Consider the following 17,522-nt stretch of genomic DNA (forward strand, 5'->3'; position numbering starts at 1 on the left):
CACGAGCAGGAGGTGCGGGATCTCATATGCTCAATTCAACGATGGTCAACCATTGATCATCCGCTCCTACCCCTTCCAGAGTAATCAAATCGGGCTGGAGGGAAGAGGATACCTGGCCGACAGCGTAGGAAAAGGTTTTTCGGAAAGCTTCTCTTTTGAGAGAATGATGGGCTGTCTTGCTTCGCCACGAGCCAGGGTCCAATGGAGCAGCAGGTATTCTGGTCCATTTGTAGGTGGAAGTGCCTGCTGCCACTCCGCGCCACCTTCCTCTCCCTCTGTGATCGCCGCTCTCCCTCGCATCACCTCATGTGCTCCTTCTCGCACGTTTCGCTCACTTTTCCGTTCCATTGTCACCGGTCGCTTCATCCTGTTCTTGCTCTGGCTTCGAGGTCTCCGCAGTGACCTCAGTGATGCGTTTAGGATCACTACGCATGGGAACCGTTCTGTGGTGTGGCCGAACCTTCACCTGATTGGTTCCATGCTCAGCGATATACTTCGCAAAGCGAGGATCGTGAAGGGTTCGTGTTCGCTCAGGAACCTCACGCTCATCAAAGTCTACAAGCGCAGGATCGATAGCGGTGAGGGCATCTATCCATGAACCACGATGCGTTTCCGTTTGTTTTGAGTGGATCTTCGGTGGAGCTGCGATATCGATGTGGCGAACGATACGATACTGATGTTCGAGGGCCAGCGTACGGCGCAGGGAAGCTTCATCAATCCCCGGACGAATGCTCGTCGTCGTTTCGTGGTGCATCTCACCGATGCTGCCCAATTGTTCGAGAACATTCCCAGGCGTTCGATGCACCCCTAAGAGTCCTTTCCAGGCCGAGACCATCCAAGTTGAGAAAAAGTCATACGCTCTCATGCAAGCGGCACATGGTAGCCTTCTTTCTTGCGCCGTGGGGGACCAGATCGGTTCTCGATGAAACTGGCAAGAAACAGACGCACAACCAAACCAGTCCGGTGTTGAAAGGCTCATCTCGGCCTCAACATGCTTTTCCCGTCTGCTCCCTTCAGGAAGCTTCATGGCCCAGACAATCTCTCCGTCATGATTGATCACATTCAACGCAAGGAAGTGTCGTGCTGGCCGATAATAGGTTCGTTGCACAAAATTGAGAGCATATGCTGAAAGTGCTGTTTGTCGCGCAAATCTTTTCATGAGTTCTGGATCATCGGCTGCAAAGAGAAAGATTGCTGCTGTATCCGCCGCGACACAGGTCTCTATGGGAGTTGCAAACTCGAACCAGAGATGCACATCGGGAAAGCGAGGCATGCGCACCGATACCTTTCCTTCATCCAGATGTTGCCGCTGCTCCTCGGTGAGGGCAACCGCCTCGGGCCTCCAGATAAATTTGCGCGATTGCTCCAAAGCCAGGGGTAACAGCATGCGCCAGAAGGCGAGCTGAGAGGGAGGATAGCTTTTTTGATACTCCTCACGTGCAAGGAGGCGCTGTCGAAGGATACACCGCTCGACTAATGGCAGATCCTGGATGTTCCGCAGGAGCTTTTTATGCGTCTCAGAGAGCGAGGCAGATGTGGCCGGTTTCGACACAGCAGCTACCGGTTTTGGCGAGGCCCTAGAGGGTGACGGTTCCTTTACAGAAGGAGGGGTCGCTGTCGGCTTCTGATGAGGCGGGGGTGGTGATGGAACAACCAGAGGAAGATTCTTATAGCTTCTTGGCTCCTCGGTTTGAAAGATGGCAACTTGAGGACACAGACGATAATGCTCTTGCACCAGAAGGTTCCAGCGACCCGAATGCTTCACCTGGCGAACAACGGTCCAGATGTGCCTGGCGCGTTCCTGTAATGATGCCGACCACGTCCACTGCATCGCTCCGAGGATCGACAGGTGTTTCGTATCGGCAACAGCCAGCAGTTCCATACTGCCGGGCAGTGTGAGCATTTTCAGTTTCTTGCGATCAGTGACCGGATCGAACAATACATCCATGGGCATCCAGCCTCGGGTCGCGTCTCTGAGCAGCAGGTGCAAACAGACCAGCATACTCCCCTCATAAGAATAGACATTGAAGGCTGAAGCGGTAAGAGAAAGATTCTCGACCTGTGTCCCTTCTGGCACACGCAGCAGCACACGGGGAAGGAGAGTGTTTCCTTTGTGTCGCACGACGAGCGTGCGGCTCTCTGTTCCCCGCATTTGCTGTTTCCAGGACGATGGGAGGTGCCATTCCTGTTGCTCTGCCTTCTCAACCTGTCCGTGCTGAGCGTGTTGCAGCTGCTCTCGCAAAAAGCGCTCCTTGGCCTCTGGCCAGCGTGTTTGTGCCGATGTGGTCTGTGCCAACAAGATGTGAACCGCCTGGCGTTTTTGTCCGTTCCAGGAGAGTTCTTTACAGCCGAGCGGTACAAGGGCGGTCGTGCTCTCCGCGCATCCAACAAGTTCTATCTTTTTTGCCTTCGCCAACGTCGAGAGGAGCGCTCGATCCACCGGATCGACCGGGTTCCACAAGCACTGTCCGCGAATGGTTGGGTCCTTGCGTCGGGTCGGAATCATAAAGGGAAGAACAACCAGTGGCCCTTCAGGAGCATAGGAGAGCAGAGAGGGTGTCTGCAACTCCAATGTCACCTGTTCAAAAGAGAGATTGGCCGGGACTTTAACATAACAACGCAGTGGCTCACGGTGCCACACCACCTGTTCCAATGGGCGGGTACTCTGCAACTGCTCCCGAACTGAGGCCGGAAGAGGAGATGATGGCTGCTTCACACGCGGTGGTGTCCTGGCCTGCTGAGTGGAAGGAGCAGCTACCGCGAGAGGAGTAGACAGGCTATGAGGAAGAGGCTTGCGTCCCTGCTGTGCAAAGTTTCGTTCCCACCGTTCAACCAGCACATTCCACGATCCCTTTTGTGCAGGACGTTCCCCTAAGAGCGTCTTGAGTGTTTGTCGATACAGTTCCGGCCACACCATCCGTCGCCAGCCGATACACCACAGATCAGGCGCGTAGATCCCAATCTCAATCGTCGTCGCGTTGACAAGGGCACGACAACAGGGCTGATGGATTGGGAGTCCTGGTGCAAGTAAGAGAGAAAAAGGGAGCACAAGATCCCTATTCGGCACCACCTCGAAAGAAACCTCCAAGAGCATCCCTTCTGGGTACGCATAGTCCTGGAGAGCACGAATACGGAAATGCAAGCGTGCAAAGTTTACGCCTTCAGGTAACCGGACCACAAAGAGAGGGATCTGCTCGTGGTGTTCAGAGGGATGATCATCCACCCAGGGCAGTCCGACTCCAATGGGGAGACGTTTGAGGTCGTGTTCAAGTCGCTCGGGTAAACTGGTCATAGTTGCATTTCCCTCCCATGTGCGTGGTGTATCACGCACCAGAAACGTTCTTGCTCGTTCCTTGTTGACTCATCAATTACTCATTCCTTTTTGGGGTACGAACAAAACAGTATTTGCATCCTGTTCAAGTGGTCCTCCCCAGATCAACTGTTCTCTTCTCCCACGAGAGAAAAGCGTTAGAGGCAGAAATACTCTTCTATTATCGCATAGAAACGTTGATCCAAGTCTTTTGAGCAGCTGGGTGATATTCCATACAGTCTGATGGGCCTCCTGATTAAGTGACCGTCAACACTTCCTGCCAGTTGGTCGTATAGCGAGGGGAGCGCCGGCGTGCCCGCTGTTGCCAGGACCGTTGTGTCCCCTGTGCAGCAAAAAAGAGGGTATCTCGTCCATAGCGCCTATTGATCTCATCCAATAGCGCCATCTGGGCGGCTTGTCGCACTTCATGCTCCCAAGAAAACGCCCCGAAAAGATCCGGTTGAATCACCTCTTCAGGCTGAAGTGCCGAGACCAGCACCCCTGCTTTCTTGTAGAGATAGCCAGGCCGATAGATCTGCGTGACCAACGCCTTTGCAGCTCGGATCAGATCGGGAGTATAGCTGGTTGGCAGCGCAAAGGTCATCTGAGCACTCCTGGCGTACTGTGCCGTCCGTTTGTCAAACGGATTGGTACGGATGAAGACTTCCAGGCATGTAGTTTGCTGATGGTGCTGCCGCAACTTGACACCCACCTGCCCGCTGTAATGGCTGATCGCCTCCAGCAGTTCTTCCAGATGCTCGATAGGACGACCGAACGCAAGGGAGACCGTGAGCGCCTTACGAGGTTTGGGAGTGGTATGCAGTGGCATGCAGCAGATCCCCCGCAACTCCAGAGCGACTCGTTGCACCCCCACGCCAAATCGATGGCGCAGCCAGGCATGATCCGCATATTTGAGCCTACGCGCCGTGATGATCCCTTCTCTATTGAGTTGCACAGCAAGCTTGTCACCAATCCCCAGGAGATCCTCGACCAGGATCTGTGAGAGGATCTCATCGATCTGCTCGGCAGACAACCCAACAAAACTGAAGACCCCTGTTTGGAGACGCTGCCGCTTCACGACTTCTGACCCCAGTTTCGCAAGAACTTTACTGGGCGCAATCCCAAGCGAAAGGGAGATGCCCGTACGTTGGTAGATCTCCCGACATACATGTTGTCCAGAAGAGATGAGTTGTTCCTTGCTCAGATGAGAAAAATCGAGATATGCCTCATCAATTGAAAATACTTCTAATCTAGGAGTATAGTGAGCGAGCAAACTCATGACTCTATCCGACATCTCTTGATATAGCGGGTAATTCGAGCTATACACCGCTATATTGTAGCGTTCAATAAGCGGACGGCACAGGAAATGAGGCATGCCTCTTTTTACGCCAAAGCTTTTCGCTTCGCGGCTGGTCGCCACGACACATCCATCGCCATTTCCCAGGACAATCACTGGTCGTTTCCTGATCGTCAGATCGAACGCCCGTTCGCACTCTACATAGAAATTATTTCCGTCTGCCAATGCAAAAATATGCGATGGTGGTGCCTGAATCGGTACAGAAGGAACCTGCCAGAGAGGAAGTTGTCTCATAGATCCGGGTCCGATGATGGCTTTGGTGCAGGGAGCGTTTCCTTCAAACGTTGCTTGCTCCAGGGAGTAGTCGCGTGAAGCACATAAATAACTACTCCCCAGATGGCAACAGACGGCTCCACCTCGATAGGGGGATAACTTGGATGTGCCGAGAGCAGCCTCATGCGCGCCCCTTCGAGGGATAACCGCCTCACCACAAAGGTGGTTTCTACTTGCGCGACAACAAAGCTGCCATTTCTCGCTGGCACACTGCGATCAACGACCAGCAGATCATGATCACTGATACCGGCTTTGCGCATCGCATGTCCACGCACACAGACAAAATAGGTCGCCTCGGGACACAACAACACGTCATTGAGTGAGAGGACGCGTTCCCTCCACAGGTGTGCAGGCGAAGGAAATCCCGTCGTCTCTCCTCCAGGCTGCCACTCCGAAGAAGGGGGCAGAGCATCTGACATCCCTTGCTCCTCCTCGTTGAAATAATGTTCTATTTCAGTATAAGAAGAGAGCAAATAGCCTGTCAACAGCGATGAGTTGTGTTGACGTATGACGCCGCTCCAGCCTGTACATCCGTTTGCCCTTTAGTCAATATGGGAGCGTATGCGCCTCGCTACAGAGGTGTGCAATCCGTACGTCATAAGCCCCTATTTTCTTAGCAGGAAGCCGATAGGCACAGGGGTTCGTGCGCTCGCCATCGCCCTGCGACTCACTGATTGCTTCTTGCTCAAAAACAAGAGCAACACATTGCTTCATCTCTGCTGAGAAGATGATCGCTTGAGAAGACGGTCAACCTTCATTCAACGACCTCTGCTGAGAGGATGGCGACTGACCCTGGATACCCTGGGAAGCAAGGTGCTCTTGGATGAGGGGATGGACAAAACGATACCCTCCTCCCACACGTTGCAAGAGATGATGCACAGTAACTTCTTCCAGAAAACGCACAGCGCCAAGCGGCAATGCTCCACTTCTCCACAAGAGCAATCGCACAAGGTAATGGCTCAGAAAGTCATTTCCACCAAAGCTGAACCCAAAGAAGAGCGCGAGGCAGAGTCCACCCAGGAGGCCAAATCCTATGCCCGAGGCCAGCCCAAAGAAGAAGGCAAATGCAGTTCCGAACAGGAATCCGAAGGCCAACCAGATCACCAAGCCTACTCGCAAGGCATTCCCTCCTGATCGGCGTATCCCCTGATTCGGTGCCATGCGGTGTTCTTCCTTGATCTGCTGACTGGAAAGACCACCCACCAGTCCCACCGCAAGGGCACTGAGCACCCCAACGAAAAGTCCAGCATAGACCCCATGCAATGGCCAAATCAGTAGCACTCCCCCCCATCCAGCAAGCAGTCCCGGAAAAATGCCTTTCCGAGACCAGCTCAACAACTCGTGAGGAAGAATAGGACGCCGCACAGATCGTCGAGCAGTGGAGAACTCTTGGATCAGCCAACGCAGAAATCTGTCGAATAGACCCAGGACGAGCGCAAAGGCCAGCATATCGAGGACGCCAAATCCTAGACCCGAGACCACTCCAAAGAAGAGGGCAAAAAGTCCTCCTGCCACCAGGCCGCTCCCGATGATTGCCAGCACGACAAGCACTCGCATGGATGTTCCCATCCTCCAGATCCCTTTCCATGTGAAGCAGTCGTCAAGAGGTCTTGGTATCCACCCCACAAGACCCCCTGCGGAACATCCCACGACCAGCATGCTTACTCCTCCCCAGAGCATTCCGATACTCGGTCCTAGAAAGAGCCAGGAGCACAGCCCTAAGCATATTCCAGCTCGCAGTCCCAACGACCATCCAGCAAGCCAGCCCGCACAGACACGATCGAGCAGCTGCGCCCACGTTGTTGGAAGCCAGGAGTATTGGAGCCATTCCAGATAAAATTCTGTGAGGTGTTGCTGTTGCATGTGCTGTGCGAGCCAGATCAACCAGGTTCGCACCTGTTCCTCTGCATATCGGTGGCTCAGGGGGCGAAGCGCACGCTGGATGTAGCGTTCAAATATGTGCTGTTGGATCGCCTTCTGGTCCCGTTGGAGAAGATCACTGAGCGGAGCATCCTGATACGTTTGGAGGATGACGCTGACTATCAAAGGTGTTGTGAGAAGGTTTCGCAACAACGCATTAGTCGCCAGAGCTGCTCGTACCGTCTTCATCGAATCCCCAAGCTGTTCAAATACATCCAACACCTGCTCCGGTTGTAGAGGCTGAAGCACCACAGCACTCGGCAGGGAGAGCCGTTCTTCTTGTATCACATACTCCTGGCTCCGAGAGGAGACGACCAGCGACAGAAAGTGTTCCTTGCGGAAAGCCACAATGGCTTGGATACACGCGGTTCGTGCTGATGCGTCAACTTCGTCTAGACCATCAAGCAATGGAAGCCACAACCCATGATACAACAGCGTCTGGCCTATGTGTGTTGGAATGCTGTAGACAAGACTCATCTGCTCGACGAGCCAGGAAGCAAGCGCTTGCTTCCTAGACCAGGAGGAGAGATTGAGCAGCACCGGAATGGGGTGCTCCAGATCCTGACCAGCCCGCGTAAGCAATGTTCGTGCGAGATCAAGCAAAAGCGTGGTTTTGCCCGATCCAGGCGCTCCCAGAATCAGCAAGCCGTGGCCTGCCTCATCATACACCTCAATAAGTGTAGTACCAGGTGGCAGTGGTCTCGCATGAGCCAGATCCATCCGTTGAAACACCTGCTGGGCGGAAGATTGGACCAGATCTGTCCACTCATGCAATGCAACGCTCAGAAGCGGAATGCCTGGGAGTGCTTGTGCAAAGCGTCTCTCATATTCTTTCTGAAGGCCTCGTATCAACATGGTGCGTTGTCGTGGCGAGAGTGGAAATGAAGAAGCAGGGGCTTGCTCTCGCTCGCGATAGCCGAGCAGGCCGCACATGACTGTGAGCGAGAGCAAGCAGGCACCGACGATGAGAACAAGGACAAGGTGCTCAAGCAACCAGCCCACCGGAGCTGAAGCAGGAAAATCGGTCTGAGAGGTAAGCCGAGTGGAGACAATATTGGTGCCCAGATTCAAGAGGATCGCCACCCAGACGAAACAGAGGCCACGCCAGAGCAATCGACAAAGACGCACCCAACCAGAACGTCCAGATGCCTTCGGTTGTTGCCGTGGGTCTGCCATCTCCTGTTCCTTCAGTTACGTTGTTTTTGCATGCTGACATTCGCCTGTGCTTGTACTATACCATAGAAGAGGGACTCTTTCAGGAAGCCCGACCACGTCTCTCTGCATTCCTTGGTTTTGTCCTCGCTCCAGGCGTCAGCAGGAGAGGCAGTACGTGCTTCTTGCCTCTCCTTTCCTCTGTTCAGAAGCAAGCGTTTTGAAGTGGAGACGCTCGCCAGAGCAACTACGACATTTCAGAGGGAGAGGCGCTGGATTGCACGATCCAACGCTCTTGATAAGAAGTTTTCCTGTTCAAAAGAGATGGCCGAATACGCTGATGCAAGGAGGACGAAATCCTGTCGGTGAAGAAGGGACCGCTTTGGATCGCTGACCAGATGCTTCTTCGTCGGATCAATAAAGTGGACCATAGGCGGTCTGGAAAAGGGAAGATGCTCTTTCCAGGATGGCTCCTGGAGCAATGTACAAAATTCAGGCTGGTTCGCACTGCCGCCAAAAATGTGTATCTCAGGAGGTAATGTGCCCTCTCCTGCCATGTTCAGCAGGCAGCGAGCAATCTGTTCCAACCACTGTTGATATGCCTTCTGGATACATGCGAGGAGACGAGGAGAGTGATGAGCTGCTCGCTTCTGTTCTTCCGCTCGTAGCATGTCTATCCCTTCCTGCCGAGCAAGCTGTTGTGTGATACGCTTTCCTCCAAAGGGGATGCAGGAGAGTTTGGTAATCACCCCTGCTTGTGTCCAGGCAAGTTGTGTTGTTCCTCCACCAACGTCGATGAGCAGAGCCTCATGCTCGTCCTCCTCGTATCGGAAGAGGTACGAGGCCACAGCATGAATAGGTGCTGAAATACTCCGTAATGTGAGATCGAGTCCCTGTGCAACGCTTTCAATAGCTCCTAATGCGAGCCGAGGCGCAAATGTTGCCGTCAAGGTGAAGGTGACATACTGACCACAAAATCCCAATGGATTCGACACCTGTTGCCCATCCACTCGCACATCAAGGGCCGCCAGGTGCATCACATATAGCTCTCCGAGTGCAACCCTTGTTGCTCTATCGAACCGTTCGAGGGCTTGCTCATGCGCTTTACTGAGGGTAGTGGAGAGTAACACGTCAAATTCTTCGGCAGTAATCAACTTTCCTGGATACCGCCGTTTGCTGGCTACCGGAAGGGAAACGCATTGTATGGCTGGATGCGACACACCAATGCTTGCCTGTGGTGCGATGGCCCCACCAGCATGTTTTTCTGCGAGGAGCAAAGCATTGTTGCTCGTCTCGATGACACTTGGGATATTACAAATACGCCCTGCGTCCATAGCACCACGCTGCTGCTCACACGATCCGTAGCCCAAAATTTCGACCTGCTCCTCTCCGCTTACCTCGACAAGCACAGCTCGTACGACCGTCGTTCCTAGATCAAGAATGGTATACCGTTGTGGCTCTTGGTGCTTCCTGCTCGCATCACGAGATGCAACGAGAGGGGTGGATGATGAAGAGACGGGAAGCGTGGATTGCAGCGAGACAGGATGAGGCAAACAGACCTGTTCCAGGACGTTCACAAACGCTTGTATATGCTCAAATCGTGCGTGTGGGTCTTTTGCGAGCGCCTGGCTGACAACCCGTTCAATGGCAGGATCAATCCCTTTTTCTTGTAATGAAGGGAGGGGAGTATGCACATGTTGATGCAGTAACTGGAGGACATCTCCCTGGAAAGGGGGAGCGCCGCACAACCACTCATACACCATCACCGCCAGGGCATATTGATCAGAAGCAGGGCGTGGTTTCCCTTCAAACATCTCAGGAGCCATATACACTGGCGTTCCAACCGGGTCGAGCGTGTGGAGTGAGGCGGTGGAATGTGCAAGAGCGGCAATGCCAAAGTCGCTCAGCAATAACTCATTCTCTTTCCCCAAAAGGATATTCTCTGGTTTGACATCCCGATGCACAAGTTTCGCCTCATGCGCATAATACAAAGCAGAGGCGATCTGCTTCGCGTAGGATACAATAGCTGGAAGTGGAAGGATACTACCGCGTGGATGCAGCTGACGCAGAGATCCATAGGGCGCATATTCCATCACAAAATAGGGAGCCTGTGTTGTCTCATCCACCCCAAAATCAAAGACGCGAATAATATGACGGTGATGTAATTTGGCTACCGTTTGAGCTTCAGTGAGAAAGGTGTCAGATGTTCCAGAACACTCCGAAAGTATTTTTACCGCAGCCGCCATCTGGAGATAGGTATGGTAGCCTAAGTAGACGGTCGCAAAATGTCCTCGACCAAGCAAATGGTCTAAATAATAACTCCCAAGCTGTCGTCCACGATACTCCATAGCAGACTCTTCCTCCTTGCTCTTGAGCTATCACCTGAAAAATGTTTCTCCGTTTTTGGCAATTCCTCTTTCTTATTATCGAATCTTTGAAAAGATGCGGCAAGGTATTTATGTATCAAAATGAATGCAGGCGTGGGCTATCTGGGATGGGCTGTTTTTCCTACAAAACAGAAAGGGGAGGAAGAATGCAGGCAAGAGCAAACAATGTATCACTCACGCCGCTTGTTCTTGCCTGGTGCAGCAGTGCTATTGACCAAATTTCTTCATCAAGCGATTCCACCAGGAGCCTTTTTCTTGAGGCGGCAAGGAAGCCGCAGGAGTGGCTTGACTCGAAGCGGGATGCACAGAAGGCGTCGCTTGTGGAGCTTCAGATAGTGCAGCAGAGGTAGTTTGCTCATCAGGAAGCGATGGAGGGGCGTGGGACGAGAGAGGGCTGCTTGCCGCAAGAGGAGCCCCAGATGACTGGGGGTTCTCTTGAGAGAGCGGAGCTGGCGGCAGGCTCAGGTGAGGAGAAGCGGAAGAAACATTAGCAGGCTGAACTGAAGCACTCATCGGAGGTTTGGCTTGTGGAGAACTACTCTCGGAGAAGGATCGACGCAGATTGATCATTCTCTGGGCGAGGCTTTTGATGCTCAGCGCGTCTGCGTCTTTGTCATCGGCAGCCAGTGCAATCTCCGCTGTTTCAAGAGCATCTTCATATCGTTGCAGTTGCAATAGTGCCTGGGCTTTGTGTGTATAGAAGGAGGAGAGGCGAGGGTATTTTTTGATGAGGTTCTCTAACGTCGAGAGGACTTTCTCCGCCGTGGGAGCATCCATTTGACGAATAACGTTGAGCAGTTGCGTCTGGATCGTCTTCTCTTGTTGGAGGTGAAAGGCCTTTATGTAGGTAGTGAAAGCTTCGAGAAGACGCTTCTCTTGCAGATAGATGTTCCCCTTTTCTCTCAAGAGATCTGCCCGATGTGGATCAAGGACAAGGCTGCGCTCGTAGGCCTCCAGCGCTTCTTCATAGCGATGCAAGTCAGCCAGGCATCGCGCTTTGCCAACAATCGCTTTCGGGTCATACGATCTCAGCTCGATCGCCTGATTGTATGCGTCCAGAGCCTCTGGGTAGTGTTGCAATTGTTTGAGCGTTTCTCCTTTGATGTACCAGCCATCAGCATACTGTTCATGGAACGAAAGCAGACGGATAGCAGCTTTCAGACAATCTTCATATTGTTTGACGTTAAAAAATACCACCGCAATATTATATAATGATTCCTGATGTTTCTTCTTAAAGTCAAGAACCCTCGTGAAATTGTTATACGCCTCCTGATATTTCTCCAGTTCAAAGCAGATTAATCCTTTCAAGAAGAAAAATGACCAGTCTTGCCCCATGGTTCGACACTTTGTGATGGTGGTGTAGGCTTCAGCATACTTTTCGAGTTCAAACTGCGCCTTAGCCTTCCCAGAAAGACACTCATCCTTCTGTATTCCTGAGAGAGAGGGGGTCTTCAACAACTTTTCATACAAAGCAAGAGCATCTTTATACTTTTCAAGAACAAGAAGCGTTTTTGCTTTTTTCCATCGATAAGCAAAAGATTTCGGGCTTCCTACAAGTGCCTTATCGTAGGCCTGTAATGCATCGCTATAGTTTTCAAGCGAGAAATAGACATCGCCAAGAGACGCTAAATAGTCTGTCGTGACAATCTCTTTCTTCAAAGCGCTGGCACGCTCGTACGCCTGGAGCGCTTCCTGAAAACGATTGAGCGCGTAGAGCTGTTTTCCCCGCACCATATGGACGTCTGCGTTCTGAGGGTCAAAACGCAGGACTTCATCATAGCACTCCAATGCTTTTTTTGAGGACCGTTGTTGTGCCAGGAGATGTCCTTTATACAACAGCGCTTCACACTGATGGGGCTCTCCTGAGAGGACATGCTCAAAGGCTTCTGCTGCTTTTTTCGTGTGTTGCAGTTGATAGTGAGCTTTTCCTTTTCCGATCCAGGCGGCCAGGTTGTCAGCATCAAGGGTGAGCGCTTGGGTAAAGGCATCAAGTGCTTTCTTGGGGTGCTGTGCAGAGAGCTGCCTCTCTCCCTCCTGCACCCACTCTCTGGTTGTTTTCTCGTGACTGTGAGCAAGAGGAGAAGTCATCAAAGAGAGGTGCTGTGCAGGAACCAGGGCGAGGGTCTGAAGAAATTCATGGACACTGGCAAAGCGAGCACCGGGATCTTTTGCCAGTGCTCGAAAAATGGCCTGCTCAATCGCCGGGGGAAGGGAAGGTTTCACCGCGATGAGTGAGGGGGGCATCTCGGTTGCGTGCAAATGAAGCAACTCCTGGAGAGTTGCCGCTTGAAAGGGGACGTGCCCACGCAGAAATTCGTAGGCAATACATCCCAGAGCATACTGATCAATTTCTTTGCAAATGATCCTCTTAAATTGTTCGGGGGCCATGTAGTCAACACTGCCAACCACTTCAGTATCACGCTGTTTACTCACTTCTTGCGCGATGCCAAAATCGGCTAAGTAGGCATGACCATCTGCGCGGAAGAGGATATTCTCCGGTTTGAGATCGCGGTGGACAATGCCCTGGTCATGAGCGTATTGCAAGGCTTCTCCAATTTGTTGGAGAATTGAGAGCACCTGACTCCAGGGCAACGGCTGCTCAAGGCGATCGCGGAGAGACCCTCCATCAGCATAATCAGTGATCAAGTAGGGTCGCTGTTCATGAAAGCCCACATCATGCAATGGGAGGATATGAGGATGCTGTAATTTATAGAGGACTTTAGCCTCATCGAGAAATCGGTCTCGGTCCTCTGATGCAGTCAGGTGCGTGTGCAGTAGTTTAATCGCCACTCTCCGCTCGGTAAGAATTAGATGTTCTGCCAGATACACGATCCCGGACCCTCCGGCATCAATTTCTGTCAGTAGACGATAATTGACAATCTGCTTTGGATACGCCTCTCCATTCATGCAGGATGATCCTTTCCAACTCTTCTCACTTTTCAGGCAAGATACACAACATCGTTCTTCTTGTCTATATTACCGTTTGTTCCAAAGAATATCCATGCTATGAGACACGTTCCTTGTTGCTCATAGCATGGGTTCTTTGGAAACGCACTGATGGGTAGCTATTACCGTTCTACGAACATTTCTGGGATAAGCATGGATTCTCTCCTATCATAATCATTCTCTTTGCTGCTTCAAAAGACGGTGAACTGCTCTATTCGCCTCCCCAGCAGGTCACGCGTGAGCGCTCTCGATACGAGGCGTCAACACATTGAGGACACGACGACGGGGAGGCGAAGGTGATGGTTCCCATTCAAGCAAGATGTGCCATCTCTTGCAGTGCTTCTAACGACGGGACCCTGTGTGTCTCCTTCCATTTAACACGGTCAATCCATGCTTGTAGCGCTCGGCGACTCTGCTGGAGCAACGTCTGCTCATCGAAGCGAATCACTTCTGGAATACGACCATCTAGTACACAATCGGATAAGCTACGCTTGGCGCTAATGATGTCCCAACGATATTCGTCCCAGGACCAGCGCGCTCCATCCTCTTCCAGGATGATCTGGGGAACGATGATCTCAATGACCTTGAAGCGACTGCCCTGTCGTCTCGCCCGTCCAATGATCTGCTCAAACGCTGCCCCTGTCCAGGGAAGGCTGACCACGATGATGCGATCGCAGCGTTGTTGGAGGCCATCGAGTCCTGTGCTGATCGCACTGCTTCCAAGCAACACGTCTATCTTGCCATCTAGAAATGGCTGGAGGCCTGATTTGTCGGCACCAGTATAGAAACCAACGGAGAAGCCCTGGTTCCTTATGGACTGTTCAAGCACTGGGAGTATGCCTTCCACATACTGGGTAGAGATGAGCGTCCCAGGTCGCACAAAGGACTGAATCGCGTCCAGTTTTGCTGGAAGCAAAGCCTGTTCCAGTGCAAGCGCACTGGATTGTGCGGCGGCGAGTGTTTCTGGTAGTTCATTGTATCGTATTGGAAGGAGGCGCAGGTGCATTTCCTGCTCATAGGGTGGGCGAAAGCGGAACCCATAGCGTAAGAGGGCGCGGTGCATCGCCAGAGCATTATTGACCGTCGGGGCGATTCCAAGATCTGGAAAAGGTATACCGGTCGTCAGTTCTAACAGGCGCTTCGCCTCAAGTAATGTATTGATCACTGGAGTCGCGCTCATGGCCAGGACACGCAGATCGCTCTTGTGTGCAGCCACCTCTCTGATGAGTGTCCCGACGGCGAGGCTTCGCTGGCTGATCGTTCGGTCACGCTGCTTGACGAGTTGGACTTCATCCAGGACAATGAAATCTATCTTCAGTCTCAGCAACTGCTCCACCAGGCGGTGCCGACCAGAGCCTTGAAATTTCTCATAGTTGAGGATCAGATAGCAATACTGGTGGGGATCTGTGGGCGCATTCACCATGGCAAGATCGGTTGAGACCAGACTATCCGGATAGACCTTGGCAATGCTCTCTTGCCATCCGGCGACGGTTGCGTAGTTGGTCACCACCAGTGTCATATGCGCTTTGCACACCCGTGCACTCAGGAGGGCGGAGATCGTCTTTCCAGCACCTACCCCCGACCAATTACCAACACGGCGATACTCCTGAATCATGGAGGCAATTCTCCGTTGCATGACGTTTGGACGAGCTGGTTGTCCATCAACAGCAAAAGCCCACCCTTCGGTCCAATCAAGACGCTTCATGGTCTCGACCTCGTCCATGAAGCGACGTTTCACTTCCAGGAAGAAGTGTCCCTCCTCTTCTGTTGCACCCAACAGGTCGGTCACCGCTTCTGATCCCTCTGCGCTGTAGATGTCCCAGAGCAAGCTGACTCGACTGGCGACCAGATAGTCTGCCGCCTCATCATCAAGCCCCCCAGGAAGTTGTGCAAGACGATCCATCAGGTGAAGATGGATCTTTCGTTGTGGGAGTGCCTGAGTATCGACACCAGCCGCTCGCTCGCTGTCTGCGTTCAGGACGGTCTCAAGCAAAGCCGACTGCTCGGCAGCAAGATGCTCTGGAACGAGGGCATCGTTGTCCACAGCACCCTCTTGCAAGCGCTCCAAATCCTCATCGGAGAGCTTCTGGAGGGCTTGCCTGACGACGCCTTCCCCAGTGAAGATGCGCTGCAACACCGGAAGCACTGATGTTTCCCCAAGGGCGAGACGCAAGGCTGGGAGCGCTCCTCCCTGCTGAAGGACGATATAAAGCTCACGTTCCGAAAGATGCGGGAGCGCTGATTGAAGATCTTCCAGCAGCGAGAGCAACGCGTTGCTGTTCCACTTGTTGATGATGCCGAGCCAATCGCCCCATCCTTTAAAATCCGATTGGTACGTTCGATCAGGATGACTCGGGATATCAGCAGGCTTCTGGCCGCTTTGACAATAGGCCCTCCACGCTTCATTGCCTGTGAGTCGAAGGGCACGCACATAGTCTCGTGCCTCTTGAAAGCAGCGATAGGATCGCTTGAATGTGGCAATAGTATGCGTTCCAAGCCAATCCCCTATACTTATGAAATCGGTCTGGTAGGCTTTCCGAGGCGTCGCTGGAATGTCTTCCGGTTTGTTGCCAGAGCGACAATACGTGCTCCATTCCTTCTCGTCCCGTAACTCCAGTGTGTGCACAAAAGCCCGTGCTTCTTGAAACGGTCGATACATTTTATATTGAGAGGCAACCGTATGCGTTCCAAGCCAATCCCCCATACTCACGAAGTCAGTCTGGTAGGCTTTCCGAGGCGTCGCTGGAATGTCTTCCGGTTTGTTGCCAGAGCGACAATACATGCTCCATTCTCTTCCACTGGCAAGACCCAACGTTCGCACAAAGGCGCGGGCTTCGAGAAACGATCGATACACTCTTTTCGAGCTCGCAACGAAATCGGTCCCTACCCAATCGCCCATGCTGACAAAGGCGTCGCCGTACACCTGATCAGGGGCACTCGGGATATCCTCCGGTTTGTTGCCGGAGCAGCAGTACGCTTTCCACTCCTTTTTATTCCGAAGGCCCAGCGTTCGCACAAAGCTGCGGGCTTGAGCAAAGGGACGCCATGTCTTGTTTTGATGCGCAATCATTCCGTTTCCCAACCAATCGCCCATACTGACAAAGGCGTCGCCGTACACATGGGAAGGTGCGGCTGGAATGTCCGCTGGTTTGTTGCCGGAACGACAATACGTGCTCCATTCTTTGCTATTCTGAAGGCCCAGGGTATGCACAAAGCTGCGTGCTTGGGCAAAGGGACGCCATGTTTTATTTTGTGGGGCAACCGTTCCACTTCCCAACCAATCGCCCATACTGACAAAGGCGTCGCCGTACACATGGGAAGGGACGGCTGGAATGTCCGCTGGTTTGTTGCCGGAACGACAATAGGCATTCCACTCCTTTCTATTCCGAAGGCAGAGCGTATGCACAAAAGCGCGGGCTTGCTGGAATGACTGAAAGATTCGGTGATTCTTGGCCAGTTCCCCATTCCCCAACCAATCGCCCCATCCGATGAAATCCGCGGTGTACGTACGATCAGGATAACAGGGAATATCTTTCGGTCGCTGACCACTTTGGCAATAGACCCTCCACGCTTTATAGTTTTTGAGATGAAGGGAGTGCACATAGGCTCGTGCCTCTTCAAACGAGCGAAATGATGGGCTGGAAGGTGCGCTCTCATCAATGCCAAGCCAGTCTCTCATGCCAAGAAAAGAGGGGCGATAGATCTGATCAGGATAGTCAGGCACATCCACTGGCTTGCGGCCAGAACGGCAATACCTCTTCCATTCCTGATAGGAGGTGAGTTTCAAGGATCGTACAAAGTCTCTTGCTTCAGCAAACGGACGCCACTGTATGGTCATCTCCTGTCCTTCTTTCATCACGATACGTCAGGAATTCCAGCGTGCCTCCAGAATCGTGATGATTCCATGCGAAAGGAAATGTTCAAAGGAAACCCAAATCCTTGTGGGAAGCCACCTCATTGCGCTTCCTTGTTTCGGAGATCGCCGAGAACCAAACGGGCATTTTCCACACGTTCCGGTTTCGGGGTGACGCTGGACTTCCTACGTAAGAGGAAGACGATAGATACCCACACTGTAGCAAGCAAACATGGGAGCAAGACGGGAACAACAGAGGAAAAACATGGGTAAACACAACAATTCTCTCCAGAGAGGACGAAAGGTCAGGGAGACACAAAATCC

Annotated in this window: 8 protein-coding genes; all 8 read right to left on the reverse strand. The window is 52.5% G+C overall.

Annotation, left to right across the window (positions count from 1 at the left end; genetic code table 11):
• Positions 1–84: 84 nt before the first annotated feature.
• Positions 85–303: a hypothetical protein gene (locus K3T83_RS53845; protein WP_220211387.1), complete on the reverse strand. Its 219-nt coding sequence runs from the start codon at positions 301–303 to the stop codon at positions 85–87.
• A 28-nt stretch (positions 304–331) separates the two neighbouring features.
• Positions 332–3,292, reverse strand: a complete 2,961-nt coding sequence (locus K3T83_RS53850; RefSeq protein WP_220211388.1) for a hypothetical protein — start codon at positions 3,290–3,292, stop codon at positions 332–334.
• Positions 3,293–3,566: 274 nt separating this feature from the next.
• Positions 3,567–4,901, reverse strand: a complete 1,335-nt coding sequence (locus K3T83_RS53855) for a Y-family DNA polymerase (RefSeq protein ID WP_220211389.1) — start codon at positions 4,899–4,901, stop codon at positions 3,567–3,569.
• On the reverse strand, positions 4,898–5,359 hold the full coding sequence (locus K3T83_RS53860; RefSeq protein WP_220211390.1) for a LexA family protein: 462 nt from the start codon (positions 5,357–5,359) through the stop codon (positions 4,898–4,900). The genes K3T83_RS53855 and K3T83_RS53860 overlap by 4 nt, the downstream gene beginning before the upstream one ends.
• Positions 5,360–5,687: 328 nt before the next feature.
• A complete protein-coding gene (locus tag K3T83_RS53865; RefSeq protein ID WP_220211391.1) occupies positions 5,688–8,036 on the reverse strand; it encodes an NACHT domain-containing protein in 2,349 nt (782 codons plus the stop codon).
• Positions 8,037–8,269: 233 nt separating this feature from the next.
• Positions 8,270–10,360 (reverse strand): protein kinase domain-containing protein, encoded by a 2,091-nt coding sequence (locus K3T83_RS53870; protein WP_220211392.1) that lies wholly within the window; start codon positions 10,358–10,360, stop codon positions 8,270–8,272.
• A 246-nt stretch (positions 10,361–10,606) separates the two neighbouring features.
• Positions 10,607–13,306 carry a serine/threonine-protein kinase gene (locus tag K3T83_RS53875; RefSeq protein ID WP_220211393.1) on the reverse strand — a complete coding sequence of 900 codons (2,700 nt, stop codon included), beginning with the start codon at positions 13,304–13,306 and terminating at the stop codon, positions 10,607–10,609.
• Positions 13,307–13,655: 349 nt separating this feature from the next.
• The gene (locus K3T83_RS53880) at positions 13,656–17,183 is read right to left on the reverse strand and encodes an integrase repeat-containing protein (protein WP_220211394.1); all 3,528 of its coding nucleotides are present in this window, start codon (positions 17,181–17,183) and stop codon (positions 13,656–13,658) included.
• Positions 17,184–17,522: the final 339 nt, after the last annotated feature.

The organism is Reticulibacter mediterranei, assembly GCF_016587455.1.

Excerpts from the sequence above, each read along its gene's own strand:
- K3T83_RS53850 (WP_220211388.1), bottom strand. The coding sequence starts at position 3,292 with ATGACCAGTTTACCCGAGCGACTTGAACACGACCTCAAACGTCTCCCC.
- K3T83_RS53855 (WP_220211389.1), bottom strand. The coding sequence starts at position 4,901 with ATGAGACAACTTCCTCTCTGGCAGGTTCCTTCTGTACCGATTCAGGCA.
- K3T83_RS53860 (WP_220211390.1), bottom strand. The coding sequence starts at position 5,359 with ATGTCAGATGCTCTGCCCCCTTCTTCGGAGTGGCAGCCTGGAGGAGAG.
- K3T83_RS53865 (WP_220211391.1), bottom strand. The coding sequence starts at position 8,036 with ATGGCAGACCCACGGCAACAACCGAAGGCATCTGGACGTTCTGGTTGG.
- K3T83_RS53870 (WP_220211392.1), bottom strand. The coding sequence starts at position 10,360 with ATGGAGTATCGTGGACGACAGCTTGGGAGTTATTATTTAGACCATTTG.
- K3T83_RS53875 (WP_220211393.1), bottom strand. The coding sequence starts at position 13,306 with ATGAATGGAGAGGCGTATCCAAAGCAGATTGTCAATTATCGTCTACTG.
- K3T83_RS53880 (WP_220211394.1), bottom strand. The coding sequence starts at position 17,183 with ATGACCATACAGTGGCGTCCGTTTGCTGAAGCAAGAGACTTTGTACGA.